Here is a 19243-nt window from a genome sequence, read left to right on the forward strand (position 1 = left end):
AACAGAGGAGCGGCGGGCCCCTCGGAGAATGTTGTTGGCTGGCGCCCCGCGGGGGCGTTGGCTGGAAAAGATAACCACCGACGCAAAACAGCCGCCTTCAGGCGGCTGGTGCATCGATACAGGAAGCCTAAATTCTACTGGCGAGTTCCGCCGCCTTGCCCACGTAGCTGGCGGGGGTCATGGCCAGCAGGCGGGCCTTTTCCTCCTCCGGAATGGCGAGCGAGCGGATCAGTCCGTGCAGCGCCTCGGCCGTCACGGTCTTGCCGCGCGTCACTTCCTTGAGCTGCTCGTAGGCGCCCTGCACGCCGAAGCGGCGCATCACCGTCTGGATCGGCTCGGCCAGCACTTCCCACGAGGCGTCGAGGTCTTCGGCCAGCGCTTCCTCGTTCAGTTCGAGCTTGCCCAGGCCAGTGGCCAGGCTCGCGTAGGCCAGCGTGGCGTAGCCGAAGGCCACGCCGATGTTGCGCAGCACCGTGCTGTCGGTCAGGTCGCGCTGCCAGCGGCTGATCGGCAGCTTCTCGCTCAGGTGGCGCAGCACCGCGTTGGCCAGGCCCAGGTTGCCTTCGGCGTTCTCGAAGTCGATCGGGTTGACCTTGTGCGGCATCGTCGAGGAGCCGATCTCGCCCTTCTTGAGCCGCTGCTTGAAATAGCCCAGGCTCACGTAGCCCCAGATGTCGCGCGAGAAGTCGATCAGGATCGTGTTGATGCGCGCGACGGCGTCGAACAGCTCGGCCATGTAGTCGTGCGGCTCGATCTGGATGCTGTACGGCTGGAAGTTCAGGCCCAGGCCCAGCGGCGCGGGCGTTTCGATCACCTTGCGGCTGAAGGCTTCCCAGTCGAAGTCAGGCCAGGCGGCCAGGTGGGCGTTGTAGTTGCCGACCGCGCCGTTCATCTTGCCCAGCAGCTGCACCGCGGCGATCTGCGCGCGGGCCTTCGACAGGCGCACCGTCACGTTGGCGATTTCCTTGCCGACCGTGGTCGGGCTGGCGGTCTGGCCGTGCGTGCGCGAGAGCATCGACACGCCGGCGAACTGGTGCGCCATTTCGCGCAGCTTGGTGATCAGGCCGTCGATGGCCGGCAGCACCACCTTGTCGCGCGCGGCCTGGATCTGCAGGGCGTGGCTGGTGTTGTTGATGTCCTCGCTGGTGCAGGCGAAGTGCACGAACTCGGCGGCTGCGAGCAGCTCGGGCCGGGCTTCGAACTTGGACTTGATCCAGTATTCGACCGCCTTCACGTCGTGGTTGGTGGTTTTCTCGATTTCCTTGATGGCCAGTGCGTCGGCCTCGGAAAAATGGGACACGAGGCCCAGCAGGTACTTGCGGGCGCCGCCCGTGAGGGGCTTGAATTCGGCGAAGCCGCAGTCGGACAGCGCAATGAACCACGCCACTTCGACTTGCACGCGGCGGTGCATATAGCCCTGTTCGCTCATCAGCGGGCGCAGTGCCGCGAGTTTGGCCGCATAGCGGCCGTCTAGGGGGGAGAGGGCGGAGACGGTGGAAAAGCTCATGCCCGAATTTTAGGCGGCCGCCGGTCCGTGGGGTGGTCCCGACAGATTGGGGCCGATTCGGGCTCCGGTTTCCTCGTTCACCTAAAATGACTCTCAACAAACGTCATTTAAGCAGGGAGAGAGTCTTCATGAAACTGATCGGATCCGCCGCCAGCCCTTATGTGCGCAAGGTGCGCGTGGTGCTGGCGGAGAAGCGGCTCGATTACCAGTTCGTGCTCGAGGACGTTTGGGCCTCCGACACCACGATCTCCCATTCCAACCCGCTCGGCAAGGTTCCCTGCCTGATCATGGAAGGCGGCGAGGCGATGTTCGACTCCCGCGTGATCGTCGAATACCTGGACACCCTCTCGCCGGTCGGCAAGCTGATTCCCCAGCAAGGCCGGGAGCGCGCCGAGGTCAAGACCTGGGAGGCGCTGGCCGATGGCGTCATGGACGCCGGCGTGCTCTGGCGCCTGGAAGCCACCTGGGCCGGGCGCAGCGACGGCGAGCGCAGCGCAGCCTGGATCGAGCGCCAGCGCAACAAGGTTGAGGGCGGCATTGCCGCGATGGCCAAGGGCCTGGGCGACAAGCCCTTCTGCAGCGGCATCCATCTGAGCCTGTCGGACATCGCGGTGGGCTGCACGCTGGGCTGGCTGGACCTGCGCTTTCCCGATATCGACTGGCGGGGGGAGCACGGCAACCTGGCCAAGCTGTACGACAAGCTGATGCTGCGGCCCAGCTTCATCGACACCAAACCCTGAAAAAAGGCGCCGCGAGGCGCCTTTTCAACGTCTGCGGCTGGAAGACAAAAATGCTGCGAGGCGCCCCGACGCGAAGGAGGGAGGGAGGGAGGAGGAGAAGAATCGCCTCGGGATTTCGACCGGACGACAAGCACCCGGAAGACCTCGCAACATGAAAACGGGTGGGCAATCGCTGCCCACGCGATTTAGGAGCGCGGCATCCGCTGCACGGTTCCCGCTCGTTTGGTAAACGTTTGTGTCGCCAAATTCACCACGACCGGACGTGTCGGTGTCAATTGGGTCCGAGCTGCTTCTCGATGACGTTCACGAAGCCGTTCTCGTCGGGCGCCGTCATGCTCGACCACGCCTGTACGACCTTGCCGTCGCGCCCGATCAGGTATTTGTAGAAATTCCACTTCGGCGTGGTGCCCGAGGCCTGCGCGAGCTGCTTGAACAGCGGATTGGCTTCGGTGCCGCGCACCGACGACTTGGCGAACATCGGGAATTTCACCCCGAAAGTGCTTTCGCAGAAGTCGGCAATTTCCTTGTTGGAGCCCGATTCCTGGGCGAAGTCGTTCGACGGAAAGCCCAGCACCACGAGCCCGCGCGCGCGATATTTCATGTCCAGCGACTCCAGCCCCTTGTATTGCGGGGTGAAACCGCAGAAGCTGGCCGTATTGACCACCAGAACCACTTTGCCGGAATACTGGCACAAAGACTGGGGTTTTTCGTCCTGCAGCCTTGGGAAGGTGTGTTGCAGGATTGCAGGACATCCCGCGGCCTCTGCCGGAGCGGGTGCCGCGGAGGCTGTCTGGGCGTGGGCCGGCAGCATCGAAACGAGGCCCGCCACGAGGGAAACCGCGGGGGCGCATCGCCAGAGCGTCGACAATAAGAAAAGGGTTCGCATCGCGGGATCCTGGTTCAAAAAGGAGATGTGCATCCGTGCCGCAGCGGCGCGTATATCCGCATCATCGCGCGTCTGTCATGGTCGCGCCAAACGGGCCGACTAAAATCGGCGGCCATAGAAAGACATTGATGCTCTATCCGGAACTCTTCAGACAACTCGAATCCGTCCGTTGGGACATGGACAAGGACATTCCCTGGCAGTCGTTCGACGCTTCCTTGCTGTCGGAAGAGCAGGCCCAGACCATCAAGATGAATGCCATCACCGAGTGGGCGGCGTTGCCGGCCACCGAGATGTTCCTGCGCGACAACCGCCACGATAGCGACTTTTCCGCTTTCATGTCGATCTGGTTCTTCGAGGAGCAAAAGCATTCGCTGGTGCTCATGGAATACCTGAAGCGCTTCAGCCCCAAGCACGCGCCCACCGAGCAGGAACTGCACGAAGTGCGCTTCGACTTCGACCCGGCCCCGCCGCTCGAAACCCTCATGCTGCATTTTTGCGGCGAAATCCGCCTCAACCACTGGTACCGCCGCGCCGCCCAGTGGCACACCGAGCCGGTCATCAAGCACATCTACACCACGCTGAGCCAGGACGAAGCCCGCCACGGCGGCGCCTACCTGCGATACATGAAGCGCGCGATGGAGAAGTTCGGCGACGAGGCCCGTGCCGCCTTCACCAAGGTCGGCGTGCTGATGGCCAGCGCGCGCCGTACCGCGCAGGCGCTGCATCCGACGAACCTGCACGTCAACAAGGCGCTGTTCCCCAACGACACCATCCAGAGCCGCATGCCCGACCCGGACTGGCTGGAGCACTGGCTCGACAAGCAGATCAAGTTCGACGCCGTCTGGGAAACCAAGGTCGGCGAGCGCATCCTGCACAACCTGAGCCTGCTGATGAACCGCAGCTTCAAGACCGTGCAGGAGCTGAACCGGTACCGCAAGGAAATCGCGGCCACCCTCGGCCCCAAGCCTGAATACCAAGGCGCATAGCTGTTGTTCGCCCCCAGGCTGCGCGCACTTCGTGTCGCTTCGCCAGCCCCCTGCGGCGGGCGGCCGTGCGCGGCGGCCCTGCCGGAAATGCCGCCCTCTCTTTAGGGGTTGTCACAAACCTCGGCTGTCATCCGTCTTATGGTCATGGACGACCCGACCCCCACCTTCGACAGCCACCGCGGCCGCCTGCAGGGCATCGCCTACCGCATGCTCGGCTCCATGGCCGAGGCCGAAGAGGTCGTTCAGGACGCCTGGCTGCGCTGGCACGAAGCCGACAAGGCCAGCTTCGACAGCGCCGAAGCCTGGCTCGTGACCGTCGTCACCCGCCTGTCGATCGACCGGCTGCGCGCCGCCAAGGTCCAGCGCGAGCACTACATCGGCGCCTGGATGCCCGAGCCTGTGCTGACCGATGCGCCGGAAAGCCCCGAACAGCTGCTCGAGCGCGCCGACAACATCTCCGTTGCCTTCCTCGCGGTGCTGGAGCGCCTCGCGCCCGAGGCCCGCGCCGCCTTCCTGCTGCGCGAAGTGTTCGACGCCGACTACGACGAAATCGCCCGCACGCTCGGCAAGAGCGAGGCCGCCTGCCGCCAGCTCGTGCACCGCGCCAAGGCGCAGGTGCAGGAGGGGCGCCCGCGCTTCAGCGTGCCGCGCGAAACGCAGCAGCGCCTGCTGCGCGCCTTCGCCGACGCCGCCGCGCGCGGCAGCCTGCAGGACCTGAAGGCGCTGATGGCCGAGGACGTCGAACTCATTGGCGACGGCGGCGGCAAGGTGCAGAGCTTCAGCAAGATCCTGCGCGGCAGCCAGCGCCTGGCGCAGCTCTACTTCGCGCTCTGGCGCCGCCTGGGGCCGGCGGTGCGCATGGAGCTGGTCGAGATCAACGGCGAGCCCGGGCTGCTGCGCTTCGTCGACGGCGCACTCGAATCGGCCCAGACCTTCGAGATCGAGGACGAGCGGATCGTGCGCATCCGCGCGCAGCGCAACCCGGACAAGCTGGCGCACATCGCACGCCTGTATTTTTCTTCGCCGAAAGAATAATTTCGCGCGATGTGTCACAAGGCGCTCGGCCGGCACGTCTTCAGGGGGTAGGCAGATTCGTTTCAACCCACTCATTGGAGTCAGAGCACCATGAACAGCACCCCCCGTCTCAACTGGTACAAGACCGTCCCCAAGGCCTTCCAGGCCATGCTCGGCGTGAACGGCGCCTACGAGGCCACCACGCTCGGCAAGACGCTGCTCGACCTGGTCTACGCCCGTGTCTCGCAGATCAACGGCTGCGCCTATTGCCTCGACATGCACGTGCGCGACCTGCGCCAGCAGGGCGAAGACTGGCAGCGCATCAACAGCCTCGCGACCTGGCGCGAAGTGAGCTTCTTCAGCGAGCGCGAGCGTGCCGCCTTCGCCTGGGCCGAAACGCTGACGCGCCTGTCCGAGCATCATGGCGGCCGCGACGCCGAGTTCGAGGCGCTGCGGGCGCATTTCAGCGAAGTCGAGATCGCCGAGCTTTCCGTCGCCATCGCGCAGATCAATGCCTGGAACCGCATGGGCGTCGGCATGCGCATGCCGGTGGCCGTCAAGGCCATGCCCTGAGCCGTCGCCGAGGCGGCCTCGGGGCAGCGCTCAGTGGCGCTCCACCACCATCGGCGAGATGCGCAGGCTCTCGCGCAGCTGCGTGACCGCCTCGCCGGCCGCATTGCGCGAGGTGAAGGGACCGGCCTGCAGCCGGTGCGTGCCAGCCTCGCTGAAAACCCGCAGCTGCGATGCCAGCGAAGGCACGCCGCGGGACGCCTGGTTCTGCAGGCTCTCGGCACCTTCGCGCTCACGGAACGCGCCGAGCTGAACCCAGAAGCCCGGCAGGGCGGTGGACGGTGCGGGCGCTCCGGCTGCCGGCAGCGCGGATGGTGAAGGTGCGGCCTGCAGCGGCGCGAGGTCGTTCACCACGATGGCCTGGCGTGGCGGCGTGGAAGGCGGCCACTGTGCCGATTCGGTTTCGGTGCCGGGCGGATTGCCCGTCGCCATCGGTGTCTGCGGCGCGACCGGCATCGTCGACGCGGGCGGCGGCATGTCGTTGTCCGCCGCGGCTATCGGCGCCACCCATTCGGCCGGCACCCGCACTTGCTGCGCGCTCGCCGCACGTGCCGCCGGCACCCGCGCGGAGACGGGCACGGGGGCGGGCGCAGCGGCGTAGGCCGTGCCGGCGTCGCGCCGCCATGCGCCGGTGCGGATGTCCTCGTTCGTGATCCGCTCGATCTCCACCGGCGCTACGCCGCGCAGCAGGTCGAGCTTCAGCGCGGCCGTGTAGCTCAGGTCGATGACGCGGCCGTCCACGAAGGGCCCGCGGTCGTTCACGCGCACGATCACCTCGCGCCCGTTGGCGGGGTTGCGCACGCGCACGTAGCTCGGCAGCGGCAGCGTCTTGTGCGCGGCGGTCATTGCGTACATGTCGTAGGGCTCGCCGCTCGAAGTGGATGCCGCATGGAACTTGCGGCCATACCAGGAGGCCAGCCCCGATTCGCGGAAGGGCCGGTCGTCGGTGATCGGCTGGTAGCCGCGGCCCAGCACGGTGTACGGCTTGCTGGTGCCGCCGCTGGCACGGATGGATTCGATGCGGGGCTCGGCGTCGGGCACGCTGGCGAGGTCCGGCGGAATGTTCGTGCCTGCCCCGTCGCGGCCGCTGGCAACGCCGCCGCGCGGACCGCCGGCGCAGCCCGCAAGAAGGATGGCGACGGCGACCGCGCACGCGGCCAGCGCGGTGGTGGCGGGAGAACGGACGCCGTCAGCCAAATACGGCCTTCCATAGTGCCAGCATCGCGTCGCGCTCGGCGGCCAGTGCGGGCGGTGTGACCTGGGTCGGCTCTTCGTTCAGGCGCGCGCGATGCTGCACGCGGCGCAGCTCGCGATAGGCCCGTGCCGCATTGCGGCCCACGCCTTCAGGCAGCAGTCCCGCGAGTTCGGCGCGCAGCAGCAGGGCGATGTTGCCCACGTTCGGAATCAGCTCGGGGTGCTCGCCCGACGACGACAGCACCAGGAACTGCACCGCGAATTCGGCGTCGACCATGCCGCCGGGGCTGTGCTTCACGTCGAACCGGTCGGCCTTCACGGGCCGCGCGCCACGCAGCTTGTCGCGCATCGCGATGATCTCGGCCTTCAGCGCCTCGCGGTCGCGCGGCGACACCAGCACGGCCTCGCGCACCTGGTCGAAACGCGCGCCGAGTTCGGCGCCGTGGTCCTCGCTGCCGAGCACGAAGCGCGCGCGCGTCATGGCCTGGTGTTCCCAGGTCCACGCGGTATTGCTGCCGCGGCCGAGCTGGTACTTTTCGTAGGCTTCGAAGCTGGTGGTCAGCAGGCCCGAGTTGCCGTTGGGACGCAAGGCGGTATCGATCTCGAACAGGTCGCCTTCGCGCGTCTTCACCGTGAGCCAGTTGATGAGCTTGCGCACATAGGCGGCGTAGACCTCGCCGGCGCGCTCGTCGTCGTCGTCATAGACGAACACGATGTCGAGGTCGCTGCCGTAGCCCAGTTCCTTCCCGCCCAGCTTGCCGTAGCCGATGATCGCGAACTGCGGCACCTCGCGGTGCCGGTTGCGCACGTGCGGCCAGCACCAGTGGGCGGTCACGCGCAAAGTGGTGTCGGCCAGCGCGCTCAGGTCGTCGGCCACCTGCTCGACCGTGATGCGGCCATCGACGTCGCGTGCCAGCGTGCGGAACACCTCGGCGTGGTGGGCGTGGCGCAGCAGGTTCAGCAGGCGCTCTTCGTCGGCTTCGCCGGTGCGGGTGAGCGAGGCGTGGCGCGCCTCGAGCTCGCGCTCGAACTCGGCGGCCACGAAGCGGCCCGACAGCATTTCGTCGCTCGCCAGCTCGTCGATCACGCCCGGGTGCTGCATCAAGTAGCGCGCGGGCCACTTCGCGGCGCCGAGCAGGCGCAGCAGGCGTTGCTGCACGGCCGGGCGTTCGACCAGCAGCGCGAGGTAGCTCTCGCGGCGCAGCAGCGGTTCGATCCAGTCGGCCCAGCGCAAGGCCGCGTCGACATGGCGCGGCGTTTGTCCCGGGCCGTCGCCATCGGGCTCCTTGAGCCATTGGCCGGTGCGCTGCACCAGCTGGCGCAGCCGCCCGCGCGTTTCCTCGCGCAGGGCGAGCACGCGCGGCGTTTCGCACCAGTCGCGGATGCGGTCGGCGAAGGCGGCTGGCAGATCGTCGAGCAGATCGGCGAGATCGGCCGGCGCGGCAGAGGCCTTCTTGCCATTGCACTTGCCGTTGCAGGGCTTCTCGCCGCCGAGCAGCTTGTCGAACTCCTGCGCGACGAACTCGCGGTGCGTGTCGAGCTGCTCGAGGAAGGCGCAGCAGTCGTAGCCCATGGTCTGGGCAATCCAGCGCAGGTCGTCGTCGGACACCGGCAGCGCGTGGGTCTGCTGGTCGTCGAGGTACTGGATGCGGTGCTCCACGCGGCGCAGGAACTCATAGGCCGCCGCCAGCGCATCGGCGGTTTCCTGCGGCATGAGGTTGGCGCGCGCGAGGCGCTGCAGCGCATCGAGCGTGGGCCGCGTGCGCAGTTCGGGGAACTGGCCGCCGCGCACCACCTGCAGCAGCTGCACGGTGAACTCGATTTCGCGGATGCCGCCGCGCGACAGCTTCACGTCGTTGGCGCGCTCAGGCCGCCCGGCGCTGCGGCGCGCCGACTGCTCGCGGATCTGCCGGTGCAGCACGCGCAGCGAATCGAACACGCTGTAGTCGAGGTAGCGCCGGAACACGAAAGGCAGCACCGCGCCGCGCAGCCCCTGGGCCTGGCCCGCGAGCACGATGTCGCGCGGCGCCACCACCCGGCTCTTCATCCAGGCGAAGCGCTCCCACTCGCGGCCCTGCACCTGGAAATATTCTTCGAGCGCATCGAGCGAGACCACGCTCGGGCCCGAATTGCCGTTGGGCCGCAGCGCCAGGTCGACACGGAACACGAAGCCGTGCTCGGTGGTGTCGCCCACCAGCGCGTAGATGCGCTTCACGGCGCGCCCGAAGTATTCCTGGTTCGACAACCGGCCGCGGCCGTCGGCATCGCCGGCGGTTTCGCCGTCGACGTCGTAGAGGTAGATCAGGTCGATGTCGCTCGACACGTTGAGCTCGCGCGCGCCGAGCTTGCCCATGCCGACGATCCACAGCTGCGAGCGCTGGCCTTCGGGGCCAAGCGGGGCGCCGTGCGCGGTGTCGAGTTCGTGGCAGGCGTCCTGGCACGCAATATCGAGTGCCAGCTCGGCCAGTTCGGTGACGGCGGTGGTCACCACGGCCAGCGGCGCCTGTTCGTCGCAGTCGAGGGTCACGAGCCGCTCCATCACGAGCTGCCGCACAATCCGCAGTGCATCGCCGACGTTGTCCCCACGCCGGCGCAATGCCTCGTAAGCCACCATCATCGACTCGCGCCGCGGCGCACCAGGGGGAAGCAATGAAAGCTCGGCCGCATACCTGCGACGCAGGCGCTGCACGAAGCGTGAGTAAGAAGATGACGCGGCCTGCGTCGAAGTGTCTGGCAAGTGGTTCACACTGATGCTGGTTTCCGTGGAACCCCTCTGAATGCTGGCGGTCATAATTCCCGACACAGCGCGATCCTCAATGAACGACACGGCGTCTTCCCCTTCACGTCTGCTCAAATTAACCGCTGTGACAGCGCGCTGGCTGCTGAGTCTGTTGATCGCTGCATGGCTTCTGCTGGCGCTGTCAGTCGTTGTCCTACACGCGTGGATTGTGCCGCGAATCGGCGATTTCCGCGGTGCACTGGAGACACAGGCTAGCAAGGCGATCGGCGTGCCGGTCCGCATTGGATCGATCACCGCCCGCTCCGAAGGGCTTTTCCCGGCCTTCGAATTGCGCGACGTGGTGCTGCTCGACGCCGGCAAGCGCGAGGCCCTGCGCCTCGTGCGCGTGGTGGCCAGCGTGTCGCCGCGCTCGCTCTGGAGGCTCAACTTCGAGCAGCTCTACATCGAGGGACCGCAACTCGACGTGCGTCGCGACACTCAGGGAAAACTCCATGTGGCCGGTTTGCACATGGCGACCGACACGAGCGGAGAAACTCGCGGTGCCGACTGGTTTTTTGCCCAGCGCGAACTGGTCATCGAAGGCGGCACCGTGCGCTGGACCGACGAGCAGCGCCAGGCCGAACCGCTGCTGCTGACGGACGTGCGCTTCGTCGCGCGCAACAGCGCCCGGCGCCACGGGCTGCGGCTCGACGCCACGCCGCCGGCCGGCTGGGGCCAGCGCTTCACCCTGCGCGGCCAGTTCCGCCAGCCGCTGCTGTCCATCCGCAGCGGCCACTGGCAGACCTGGGACGGCCAGCTCTATGCCGACCTGCCCTACATCGACGTGACCCGGCTGGGCCAGTACGTGTCGCTCGACGCCCGCATCCGCGAAGGCAACGGCGCGCTGCGCGTGTGGGCCGACGTGGACGACGGCCAGGTCGTCGGCGGCGCGGCCGACCTGGGGCTCGACAAGGTCGACGTGTCGCTCGACAAGGGCCTGCAGCCGCTGGTGCTGCGCACCGTCACCGGCCGCCTCGCGGGGCAGCTCACCGAGGAGACGCTGGAGTTCTCGACCACCGCGCTGCAGTTCGACACCAGCGACGGCCTGCGCTGGCCCGGCGGCAACCTGTGGCTGCAGCACACGCCGAACCGGGGCCGCACGCCCGAGCACGGCGCGCTGCGAGCCGACCGCCTCGACCTGGCTGCGCTGGCCCTCATCGCCGACCGGCTGCCATTGGGCGATGCCACGCACCGCATGCTCGACGCCTACGCGCCGCGCGGCCTCGTCGAGCGTGTCGACCTGAACTGGCAGGGCCCGCTGGGGGCGCCCAGCCGCTACCAGGCCAAGGGCCGCGTCAGCGGCCTGCGCATCGCCTCGCAGCCCGGCAGGCTGGATGCGGCGGCCACACCGCCCAAGACCCGTCCCGGCACCCCCGGCCTGAGCGGCGCCGCGGTCGACTTCGACGCCTCCCACACCGGCGGCACCGCCACGCTCGCCATCGCACAGGGCACGCTCGAATTCCCGGGCGTGTTCGAAGAGCCGGTCATTCCCATCGACCGGCTCTCGGCGCAGCTGCAATGGAAGCTCGACAACGGCAACGCGCAGCTGCAGCTGTCGAAGCTGCGCTTCGCCAACACCGACGCCGAGGGCGATGCCGAAGCCACCTGGCGCACCAGCGACCCGGCCGTCTCCAGCGGCCACGGACGCTTTCCCGGCGTGCTCGACCTGCAGGGCAAGCTGACCCGCGCCGACGGCACGCGCGTGTTCCGCTACCTGCCGCTCGACATTCCGCAGCACACGCGCGACTATGTGCGCAACGCCGTCACCAAGGGCGTCGCCAGCAGCGTCGACTTCCGCGTGCGCGGCGACCTGCACGACATGCCCTTCATGGACCCGAAGCAGGGCGACTTCCGCATCGCCGCCAAGGTGGCCGACGTCAACTACGCCTACGTGCCGCCGTCCTCCGCGCCGCTGCGCAACGGCACGCCCGCCCCGGTGTGGCCGCCGCTCACCGGCCTGTCGGGCGAGCTCGTGTTCGAGCGCGCCGGCATGCTGGTGCGCAACGCGCGCGGCCGGATCGTCGGTGCACCCGGTGTCGAGATCACCAAGGCCGAGGCGCAGATCGCCGACATGTCGCACCATGCCTCGATGCTGCGCGTCGATGCGCAGGCCAAGGGGCCGCTCGGCGAGGTGCTGCGCGCGGGCGCGCCGCTGGCCGGCGAAACCGGCGAGATCATGCGGACCGCGCGCGCCACCGGTTCGGCCGACTACAAGCTGCACCTCGAACTGCCCCTCGCGGCCATGGAAAACGCCAAGGTGCAGGCCACTGTGGCGCTGGCCGACAACGAGCTGCAAGTCGTGCCCGAGGCGCCTTCGCTCACGCAGGCCAAGGGCACGCTCAGCTTCACCGAAACCGGCTTTTCCCTGGCCGGCGTGCAGGCCAGGCTACTCGGCGGCGACATCCGCGTCGAAGGCCGCGGCCGCTTCACCGGCCCGAATCGCGAGGTGGCCCTGAAGGCGCAGGGCACGGCCACGGCCGAGGGCCTGCGCGGTGCGCGCGAGGTCGACTGGCTCGCTCGCCTCGCGAAGAAGGCGACCGGCAGTACACCCTATGCGGCCACTTTCTCGATGCGCGACGGCACGCCCGAGTTCTCGCTCACCAGCAGCCTGCAGGGCCTGGCGCTGCAGCTGCCGCCGCCGCTCGTGAAGACGGCCGAAGAGCAGATGCCGCTGCGCATCGAGAAGAAGGTGCTCGCGCGCGAAACCACGAAACAAGGTGCCATCGTCGCCACGCAGGACCAGCTCTCGCTCGACCTCGGCCGCGTCGGCGCCGTCCAGTACGTGCGCGATCTCGCTGGCAACGAGGCGCGCGTGCTGCGCGGCAGCATCGGCGTCGGCCTCGCGGCCGGCGAGACGGCCAGCCTGCCCGACAAAGGCGTGTTCGCGAACGTCAACGTCGCCAAGCTCGACATGGCGGCATGGCAGGCGCTGCTCGGCGAGGCGACCGGCACCGGCACCGAGACGGCGGAGCGCACCGACGACCCCTCGCAGGCCTACCTGCCCACGCGCATCGCGGTGCGCGCGCAGCAGCTCGGCATCGCGGGCCGCACGCTGCACAACGTGGTGCTCGGCGGTACGCGCGACGGCGCTGTCTGGCGCGCCAACATCGACGCCACCGAACTCAGCGGCTATGCGGAATACCGCCACGCGCAGGCCGGGCGCCTCCATGCGCGGCTCGCGCGGCTGAAGATCGCACCGGCCGAGGCCACGCAGGTCGAGACCCTGCTCGACGAGCAGCCCGGCACCCTGCCGGCGCTCGACATCGTGATCGACGATTTCGAGTTGCTCGGCAAGCGCCTGGGCCGCGCCGAGATCGACGCGGTCAACCGCGGGGGTGCGAGCCGCGAATGGGCGCTCAACAAGCTGACCTTCACCATGCCCGAGGCCAGCTTCGCGGCCAAGGGCAGCTGGGCGGCGGTGCCTGGTGCCGCGGCCGGCCAGCGCCGCACCGCCATGACGTTCAAGCTCGACATCAGCGATGCCGGCGACCTGCTCACGCGCTTCGGCATGCCGGGCGTGCTGCTGCGCGGCCGCGGGCGGATCGAGGGCGATGTCAACTGGCGCGGTTCGCCGTTCTCGCTCGACTACCCGAGCCTGGGCGGGCAGCTGCAGGTCGACGTGGAGCAGGGCCAGTTCCTCAAGGCCGACCCGGGCCTGGCCAAGCTGCTCGGCGTGCTGAGCCTGCAGGCGCTGCCGCGCCGGCTCACGCTCGACTTCCGCGACGTCTTCAGCCAGGGCTTCGCCTTCGACTTCATTCGCGGCGACGCGAAGATCAACAAGGGCATCGCCAGCACCAACAACCTGCAGATGAAGGGCGTCAACGCCGCCGCGCTGATGGACGGCTCGGCCGACATCGTGCGCGAGACGCAGAACCTGCGCGTGGTGGTGGTGCCCGAGATCAATGCGGGCACGGCCGCGCTCGTGGCCACCGCCATCAACCCGGCCATCGGCCTGGGCACCTTCCTCGCCCAATGGGTATTGAGCAAGCCGCTGGCGGCGGCCGCTACGCAGGAGTTCCATATCGAAGGCACCTGGGCCGACCCCAAAATAGCGAAGGTGCCGCGCACGCTGCAACTGCTGCCCCAGAGCATTCCGGCCATCCCCGGCCTGCCGGGTTCGCCGGCCGCGAACGAAGGCAAGAAAACGGAGACCACGCAATGAAAGTCGCAGCCATCCAGATGGTGTCGGCCATCGCCCGCGAAGCCAACCTCGCTCGCGCCCACGGCCTGCTCGCGCAGGCGGCCGCGGCCGGCGCCGAGCTGGCGGTGCTGCCCGAGTATTTCTGCATGATGGGCGCGCGCGACACCGACAAGCTGGGCCTGCGCGAGACCGCCGGCGCAGGCGCGGTGCAGGGCTTCCTGGCCGACGCGGCGCGCGAGTTCGGCCTGTGGATCGTCGGCGGCACGCTGCCCATCGAGAGCGCCGACGCCGAGCACGTGTTCAACAGCTCGCTGGCCTTCTCGCCCGAGGGGCGGTGCGTGGCGCGCTACGACAAGATCCATCTCTTCTTCTTCGACAACGGCACCGAGCGCTACGACGAGCGCCGCGTCATCGCGCCCGGCACGCAGCCCGTGGTGTTCGACCTGCCCTCGCGCGACGGCCACAGCTGGCGCGTGGGCATGAGCGTGTGCTACGACCTGCGCTTTCCCGAGCTCTACCGCGCGCTCGCGAAGCAGGGCGCCGACCTGCTGCTGGTGCCCAGCGCCTTCACGCGCACTACCGGCGCCGCCCACTGGGAGGTGCTGCTGCGCGCCCGCGCCATCGAGAACCTGGCCTGGGTGGTCGCACCCGCGCAGGGCGGCACGCACGAGAACGGCCGCCGGACCTGGGGCCAGTCGCTGGTCGTCGACCCCTGGGGCGCGGTGGTCGCGCAGCAGGCCAGCGAAGAAGGCGTGGTGCTGTTCGACATCGATGCCGCGAGGGTCGAAAGCACGCGCGCGCAGCTGCCCGTGCTTTCGCACCGCGTTCTCTAGCGATGTCCGATGCGCTGCTGACCGTCGCACCGCAGCGGTGGGCGCTGCTGGCGTTCGCGCGGCTGCGCTCGCTGTGGCAGCGCTGGTTCCTGTGGCTGCTGATGGCGGTGCTGGTGTCGGTATTGCTGGTGACGGTGGTGTGGCTCGCCGGCCGGCACGAGGTCGAGCAGGTGCAGGCCGCGCTCGACCGCGACACCGCCGACGCGGTCTCCGACCTGCGCAGCGGCTTCCAGCGCAATGCGCAGAGCCTGCGCGCCACGCAGGCCCCGGGCGCCGACCGCACACAATGGTCCACGGCCGCGGCCGCGCTGCTGCGCGAGCACCGCGAATGGCTGCGGCTCGAATGGCGCGATGCCGCCATGCGCACGCAGCAGGCCGTCAACACGCCCTACCGCATGCGCCTCCTCGACGAGGAGAGCCGCGGCCCCGAGCAGTCCGACGTGATGCTGGCCTGCGCCGCCGCGCGCAAGCTCGGCGCGCCGGCCTATTCGCCGAGCCACTACGTGCCGATCGCCGGTGGCGGCGGCATCGAGGTGATGGAGCTGTGCCTGCCGATCGATGGCGGCGGCTACCTCGTGGCGAGCTACTCGCTGCGCGATGCGCTGATCGAGCTGGTCGGCCCCACGCTCACGCGCGGCCAGGAAGTGGCATTCACCGAGGCCGACGGCACGCGGCTGGTGGCGCTCGGCAGTTCGCGGCGAGTCGGTACGCGGGTGTTCACCTCGCAGCAGCTGATCGACCTGCCGGGCGCCGCGCTGATGCTGCGCGTCGACGGCTGGCGCGCCGCGCCCGACCTGTTCCCGAACATGCTCACCGCGCTGGTCACGGCAATCTCGATCGCGCTGGTGTCGGTGCTGGTGCTGCTCGCGCGCGACACGCGCAGGCGCCTGCGCGCCGAGCGCGACCTGGCCGACGCGCTGGCCTTCCGCAAGGCGATGGAAGACTCGGTCATCACCGGCCTGCGCGCGCGCGACCTGCAGGGCCGCATCACCTACGTGAACCCGGCCTTCTGCGAGATGGTCGGCTTCAGCCCCGAGGAGCTCATGGCGGACAGCGCCGACGCACCCTATTGGCCGACCGAACTGGCGCACGAGTATCAGCAGCGGCAGGCCCGGCGCCTTGCCGGCGGCATGCCGCCGCGCGAAGGCTTCGAGTCGGTCTTCATGCGCAAGGACGGCACGCGCTTTCCGGTGCTGATCTTCGAAGCGCCGCTGATCAACGCCCACAAGGTGCAGACCGGCTGGATGAGCGCGTTCATCGACGTGAGCGAGCAGCGCCGCATCGAGGAGCTCTCGCGCGCCAGCCAGGAGCGGCTGCAGGCCAGCGCACGGCTGGCGACCGTCGGCGAGATGGCATCGTTGCTGAGCCACGAGCTCACGCAGCCGCTGGCCGCCATCGCCAGCTATGCGAGCGGCTCGCTCAACCTGCTCGGCCCGCATGCGAAGGGCGACCAGGGCGAAGTGGCGATGGCGGTGAAGCGCATCGCCGAGCAGGCCGACCGCGCGGGCCAGGTCATTCGCAGCGTGCACGACTTCGTGCGCCGGCGCGACCGCACGCGCGAGGCCGTCGCGCCGCAGGCGCTGATCGACGCGGTGCTGCCCCTGGTGCGGCTGCAGGCGCGCAAGCTCGGCGTGACCATCGAGGTGGTGCTCGAGGACCGCCTGCCGGCGGCCATGTGCGACCGCACGCTGGTCGAGCAGGTGCTGCTGAACCTCGCGCGCAATGCGATGCAGGCCATGGACGGCCCCGACAACGCCGGCAGCCGCGTGCTGCGGCTGCGCGTGGCGCGCGCTGTCGCGGTGGGGGGCACGGGACAGGAAGACGGGCGGCGCTGGCTCGAATTCTCGGTGGCCGACCTGGGTAGCGGCATCGGCGAGGACGTGGCCGAGCGGCTCTTCACCCCCTTCTTCACCACGCGCGCCGACGGCATGGGGCTCGGCCTGAGCCTGTGCCGCACGGTGGTGGAGCAGCACGGCGGGGCGCTGGTGTTCGAGCCGAACAAGCCGCGCGGCACCGTATTCCGTTTCACGCTGCCGGCCGCTTGACGGCGCCCTTCAGACAATCAATCTTCTGCTGGATCCCATGACATGCAACCACTGATCGACGGCTTGATCTTCATCGTGGACGACGACGCCAGCGTGCGCGAGGCGCTGGCCTGGCTGCTGCGCTCGCGCCGCCTGGCCAGCGAGCACTTCGGCAGTGCCGAGGCGTTCGAGCAGTTCCTCGACCAGGGCCCGCTGCCCGCACAGCCGCTGTGCCTGCTGCTCGATGTGCGCATGCCCGGCACCAGCGGGCTGGTGCTGTTCGACCGGCTGGCCGAGCGCGGCCTGCTGCCAGCGATGCCGGTGATCTTCCTGACCGGCCACGCCGACGTGCCGACGGCCGTCGATGCGGTGAAGCGCGGTGCCTTCGATTTCTGCGAGAAGCCGTTCTCGGACAACGCGCTCGTCGACCGCATCGAGCATGCGTTGAGTGCGTCGCTGCAGGCGCTGGAAGTGCAGCGCCTGCGCCGCGGGCTGAGCGAGCGCATCGCCGAGCTGACTGATCGCGAGCGCGACGTGATGCGGCTCGTGGTCGAGGGCCTGCCGAACAAGCTGATCGCCGACCAGCTCGCGATCAGCGTGCGCACGGTGGAAGTCCACCGCGCGCGCGTGTTCGAAAAAATGGAAGTGAAGTCAGCCGTAGAACTAGCCAACCGCCTCAGAGATCTTTAACGGCGGCGCCCGGCCTTTTCCAAGCGAACACCGCGGAACCGGCTTTGCCGGGCCGCAGGTGTTGCCCCCTGAAAGGGGGTTGGCGAAGCGACACGAAGTGCGCGAAGCCTGGGGGTCAGGCTTTCTCGGCGACGAAGATCTCGACGCGGCGATTCTGTGCGCGGCCTGCGACCGTGCCGTTGTCGGCCAGCGGCTCGCGCGAGCCGCGGCCATCGGTCGTGATGGCCGTGGTCGACACGCCGCGGCTCACGAGGTGGTTGCGCACGCTGTCCGCGCGGCTCACCGAGAGGCGCTCGTTGCCTTCCTCGCTGCCGGTGTTGTCGGTATGGCCCACCACGCGCACGCTGGCGGCGGTGGCGCTCTTCAGGCCTTCGGCGACCTTGTCGAGCACCTGCGCGAGGTTGCGCTTGACGTTGGCGCGGCCGGAGTCGAACGACAGCTCGTTCGGGATCACCACGTGCAGCTGGTTGTCGGCGGTCTGCTCGATCACCGCGCCCGTGCCCTTGGTGGAGGTTTCGAGATCAGTCTTCAACGCGGCCAGGCGGGCCGTCCAGCTGTTGGCTGGCGCGGCCGTTGCGGCGGCCGGCGCGGCGGTGGCCGGTGGCTGCGACTGCGAAGCGCAGCCCGCGATGAAAAGCAACGCGGCCGCGGCCGCACTCGAAACAACGAACTTCCTCATGAGATTCCCTCTTAATGGACCAATGGAACGGTAGTGGCGGGAACCGGCCTTTCAGCGCGGCCGGTTTCCCCATGCGGTGAACGCTCAGCCTCGCGGCCCGCGCTCACCCATGTAGATTTCGACGCGGCGATTCTGCGCCCGGCCTGCGTCGCTGTTGTTGTCGGCAATGGGTTCGTGCGAACCGCGGCCCTCGATGCGGAAGATCGCCGCGTTCACGCCGTGCGCCACGAGGTAGTCGCGCGTGCTGGCCGCGCGTTCGACCGACAGCGGGTTGTTGATGGCGTCCGAGCCGGTGCTGTCGGTGTGGCCGATGATGCGCACCTCGGCGTTCGGGTTGTTGCGCAGGCCGTTGGCGAACTGGTCGAGCACCGGCGCGAAGTTCGGCTTGATGTTGGCGCGGCCCACGTCGAAGGACACGTCGCTCGGAATCTGCAGCTTCAGCTCGTTGTTGGGTGTCTGGGTCACGGCGACGCCGGTGCCCTGCGTGGCGGCTTCCATCTGGCGCTTCTGGTTTTCCATGCGCTGCGACCACAGGTAGCCGCCGAGCGCGCCGGCGGCCGCGCCGACCACCGCGCCCGTGCCGATGGCACCGCGGTTGCCGCCGGTGGCCGAACCGATGGCGGCGCCGCCCAGCGCGCCGATGCCGGCGCCGATGCCGGTGTTGCGCTGCGTGTCAGTCATGCCGCCGGCGCAGCCGGACAGGATGAGCGCCGTGGCGGTGGTTGCGAGTACGAACTTTTTCATGGCAATCCCTTTCAAGGATGATTCAGGCGGGCCACAGCTTAGCTTCCGGGCGTACGCGATGGTACGGGCTCAAAGCCCTGGGGAAAATAAGAAAAGTTTCGCCATCGCGCGTCAATGCTGCGATGATTGCTACTAAAGTAATAGCAATGGGGCGATTGTCCGACATGGCTGCGCGGCGCGGGACTGCGCAAGCAATTCACGTTTCCGGCGGCGGGTTCCCGTTGGTGGCGTCGCGGCCGGCTTCGGGTGGGTCGTCGTCGTGCAATTCGCCCTTGTTACGGCCGGAAAACATGGTCCACCAGATGATCAAGATGAACACGAGTCCCGCGGCGAGGGCTTCAAGCAGAATCAAACCCATGAGAAATGGACTCCAGTGGCTGGTCGGGCTTGTGATCGTAGCAACGCTCGCCGCCTGTTCCACCGGCCCGCGCCCGCGCCCGCACCTGCCGCTGCGAT

15 protein-coding genes are annotated in these 19243 nt (G+C 68.5%); 8 read left to right on the forward strand and 7 right to left on the reverse strand.

From position 1 onward, the window contains the following. Positions 1-127: 127 nt before the first annotated feature. Complete coding sequence (purB, locus tag ACCD11_RS13370) at positions 128-1507, reverse strand: adenylosuccinate lyase (RefSeq protein ID WP_007828788.1); 1380 nt, start codon at positions 1505-1507, stop codon at positions 128-130. A gap of 128 nt (positions 1508-1635) precedes the next feature. On the opposite strand from purB, the gene ACCD11_RS13375 reads away from it, so the two are divergent. Next, a complete protein-coding gene (locus tag ACCD11_RS13375) occupies positions 1636-2247 on the forward strand; it encodes a glutathione S-transferase N-terminal domain-containing protein (protein WP_007828789.1) in 612 nt (203 codons plus the stop codon). A 271-nt stretch (positions 2248-2518) separates the two neighbouring features. Here ACCD11_RS13375 and ACCD11_RS13380 read toward each other — a convergent pair whose 3' ends face one another. Further along, complete coding sequence (locus ACCD11_RS13380) at positions 2519-3133, reverse strand: glutathione peroxidase (protein ID WP_413314243.1); 615 nt, start codon at positions 3131-3133, stop codon at positions 2519-2521. Between the two features lie 128 nt (positions 3134-3261). Between ACCD11_RS13380 and ACCD11_RS13385 the strand changes: the two genes are divergently transcribed. The 3 genes from ACCD11_RS13385 to ACCD11_RS13395 all read left to right on the forward strand — a co-directional run bounded on the left by ACCD11_RS13385 (position 3262) and on the right by ACCD11_RS13395 (position 5706). Then, on the forward strand, positions 3262-4119 hold the full coding sequence (locus tag ACCD11_RS13385) for a ferritin (protein ID WP_042672690.1): 858 nt from the start codon (positions 3262-3264) through the stop codon (positions 4117-4119). A gap of 144 nt (positions 4120-4263) precedes the next feature. After that, complete coding sequence (locus ACCD11_RS13390; protein ID WP_413314235.1) at positions 4264-5154, forward strand: RNA polymerase sigma-70 factor; 891 nt, start codon at positions 4264-4266, stop codon at positions 5152-5154. 90 nt (positions 5155-5244) lie between these two features. Further along, positions 5245-5706: a carboxymuconolactone decarboxylase family protein gene (locus tag ACCD11_RS13395; RefSeq protein ID WP_007828797.1), complete on the forward strand. Its 462-nt coding sequence runs from the start codon at positions 5245-5247 to the stop codon at positions 5704-5706. Between the two features lie 30 nt (positions 5707-5736). On the opposite strand, the gene ACCD11_RS13400 is transcribed toward ACCD11_RS13395, so the two are convergent. Both ACCD11_RS13400 and glnE read right to left on the reverse strand, forming a co-directional pair. Beyond that, positions 5737-6900 carry a septal ring lytic transglycosylase RlpA family protein gene (locus ACCD11_RS13400; RefSeq protein ID WP_413314236.1) on the reverse strand — a complete coding sequence of 388 codons (1164 nt, stop codon included), beginning with the start codon at positions 6898-6900 and terminating at the stop codon, positions 5737-5739. Beyond that, positions 6893-9688: a bifunctional [glutamate--ammonia ligase]-adenylyl-L-tyrosine phosphorylase/[glutamate--ammonia-ligase] adenylyltransferase gene (gene glnE / locus ACCD11_RS13405; RefSeq protein WP_042672691.1), complete on the reverse strand. Its 2796-nt coding sequence runs from the start codon at positions 9686-9688 to the stop codon at positions 6893-6895. Before glnE ends, ACCD11_RS13400 begins: the two co-directional genes overlap by 8 nt. A 25-nt stretch (positions 9689-9713) precedes the next feature. Between glnE and ACCD11_RS13410 the strand changes: the two genes are divergently transcribed. The 4 genes from ACCD11_RS13410 to ACCD11_RS13425 are packed head-to-tail and all read left to right on the forward strand — an operon-like array spanning position 9714 to position 17364. Next, on the forward strand, positions 9714-13838 hold the full coding sequence (locus ACCD11_RS13410) for a YhdP family protein (protein WP_413314237.1): 4125 nt from the start codon (positions 9714-9716) through the stop codon (positions 13836-13838). Further along, positions 13835-14650 carry a carbon-nitrogen hydrolase family protein gene (locus ACCD11_RS13415; protein ID WP_413314238.1) on the forward strand — a complete coding sequence of 272 codons (816 nt, stop codon included), beginning with the start codon at positions 13835-13837 and terminating at the stop codon, positions 14648-14650. The genes ACCD11_RS13410 and ACCD11_RS13415 overlap by 4 nt, the downstream gene beginning before the upstream one ends. Before the next feature lie 2 nt (positions 14651-14652). Continuing rightward, positions 14653-16695, forward strand: coding sequence for a two-component system sensor histidine kinase NtrB (locus ACCD11_RS13420; RefSeq protein ID WP_413314239.1), 2043 nt, complete (start codon positions 14653-14655; stop codon positions 16693-16695). A gap of 42 nt (positions 16696-16737) precedes the next feature. Then, positions 16738-17364 (forward strand): response regulator transcription factor, encoded by a 627-nt coding sequence (locus tag ACCD11_RS13425; protein ID WP_007828807.1) that lies wholly within the window; start codon positions 16738-16740, stop codon positions 17362-17364. Positions 17365-17479: 115 nt separating this feature from the next. On the opposite strand, the gene ACCD11_RS13430 is transcribed toward ACCD11_RS13425, so the two are convergent. The 3 genes from ACCD11_RS13430 to ACCD11_RS13440 all read right to left on the reverse strand — a co-directional run bounded on the left by ACCD11_RS13430 (position 17480) and on the right by ACCD11_RS13440 (position 19145). Then, positions 17480-18043 carry an OmpA family protein gene (locus tag ACCD11_RS13430; RefSeq protein ID WP_007829163.1) on the reverse strand — a complete coding sequence of 188 codons (564 nt, stop codon included), beginning with the start codon at positions 18041-18043 and terminating at the stop codon, positions 17480-17482. An 84-nt stretch (positions 18044-18127) separates the two neighbouring features. After that, positions 18128-18787 carry an OmpA family protein gene (locus ACCD11_RS13435; protein WP_413314240.1) on the reverse strand — a complete coding sequence of 220 codons (660 nt, stop codon included), beginning with the start codon at positions 18785-18787 and terminating at the stop codon, positions 18128-18130. 196 nt (positions 18788-18983) lie between these two features. Next, positions 18984-19145, reverse strand: a complete 162-nt coding sequence (locus ACCD11_RS13440; protein ID WP_007829159.1) for a hypothetical protein — start codon at positions 19143-19145, stop codon at positions 18984-18986. Positions 19146-19243 lie beyond the last annotated feature (98 nt).

The organism is Variovorax sp. Varisp36 (assembly GCF_047304235.1).
Lineage (GTDB): Bacteria > Pseudomonadota > Gammaproteobacteria > Burkholderiales > Burkholderiaceae_C > Variovorax.

Coding starts and splice junctions, on each gene's coding strand:
- purB (WP_007828788.1), bottom strand. CDS start 1,507: ATGAGCTTTTCCACCGTCTCCGCCCTCTCCCCCCTAGACGGCCGCTAT.
- ACCD11_RS13375 (WP_007828789.1), top strand. CDS start 1,636: ATGAAACTGATCGGATCCGCCGCCAGCCCTTATGTGCGCAAGGTGCGC.
- ACCD11_RS13380 (WP_413314243.1), bottom strand. CDS start 3,133: ATGCGAACCCTTTTCTTATTGTCGACGCTCTGGCGATGCGCCCCCGCG.
- ACCD11_RS13385 (WP_042672690.1), top strand. CDS start 3,262: ATGCTCTATCCGGAACTCTTCAGACAACTCGAATCCGTCCGTTGGGAC.
- ACCD11_RS13390 (WP_413314235.1), top strand. CDS start 4,264: ATGGACGACCCGACCCCCACCTTCGACAGCCACCGCGGCCGCCTGCAG.
- ACCD11_RS13395 (WP_007828797.1), top strand. CDS start 5,245: ATGAACAGCACCCCCCGTCTCAACTGGTACAAGACCGTCCCCAAGGCC.
- glnE (WP_042672691.1), bottom strand. CDS start 9,688: ATGACCGCCAGCATTCAGAGGGGTTCCACGGAAACCAGCATCAGTGTG.
- ACCD11_RS13410 (WP_413314237.1), top strand. CDS start 9,714: ATGAACGACACGGCGTCTTCCCCTTCACGTCTGCTCAAATTAACCGCT.
- ACCD11_RS13415 (WP_413314238.1), top strand. CDS start 13,835: ATGAAAGTCGCAGCCATCCAGATGGTGTCGGCCATCGCCCGCGAAGCC.
- ACCD11_RS13420 (WP_413314239.1), top strand. CDS start 14,653: ATGTCCGATGCGCTGCTGACCGTCGCACCGCAGCGGTGGGCGCTGCTG.
- ACCD11_RS13425 (WP_007828807.1), top strand. CDS start 16,738: ATGCAACCACTGATCGACGGCTTGATCTTCATCGTGGACGACGACGCC.
- ACCD11_RS13430 (WP_007829163.1), bottom strand. CDS start 18,043: ATGAGGAAGTTCGTTGTTTCGAGTGCGGCCGCGGCCGCGTTGCTTTTC.
- ACCD11_RS13435 (WP_413314240.1), bottom strand. CDS start 18,787: ATGAAAAAGTTCGTACTCGCAACCACCGCCACGGCGCTCATCCTGTCC.
- ACCD11_RS13440 (WP_007829159.1), bottom strand. CDS start 19,145: ATGGGTTTGATTCTGCTTGAAGCCCTCGCCGCGGGACTCGTGTTCATC.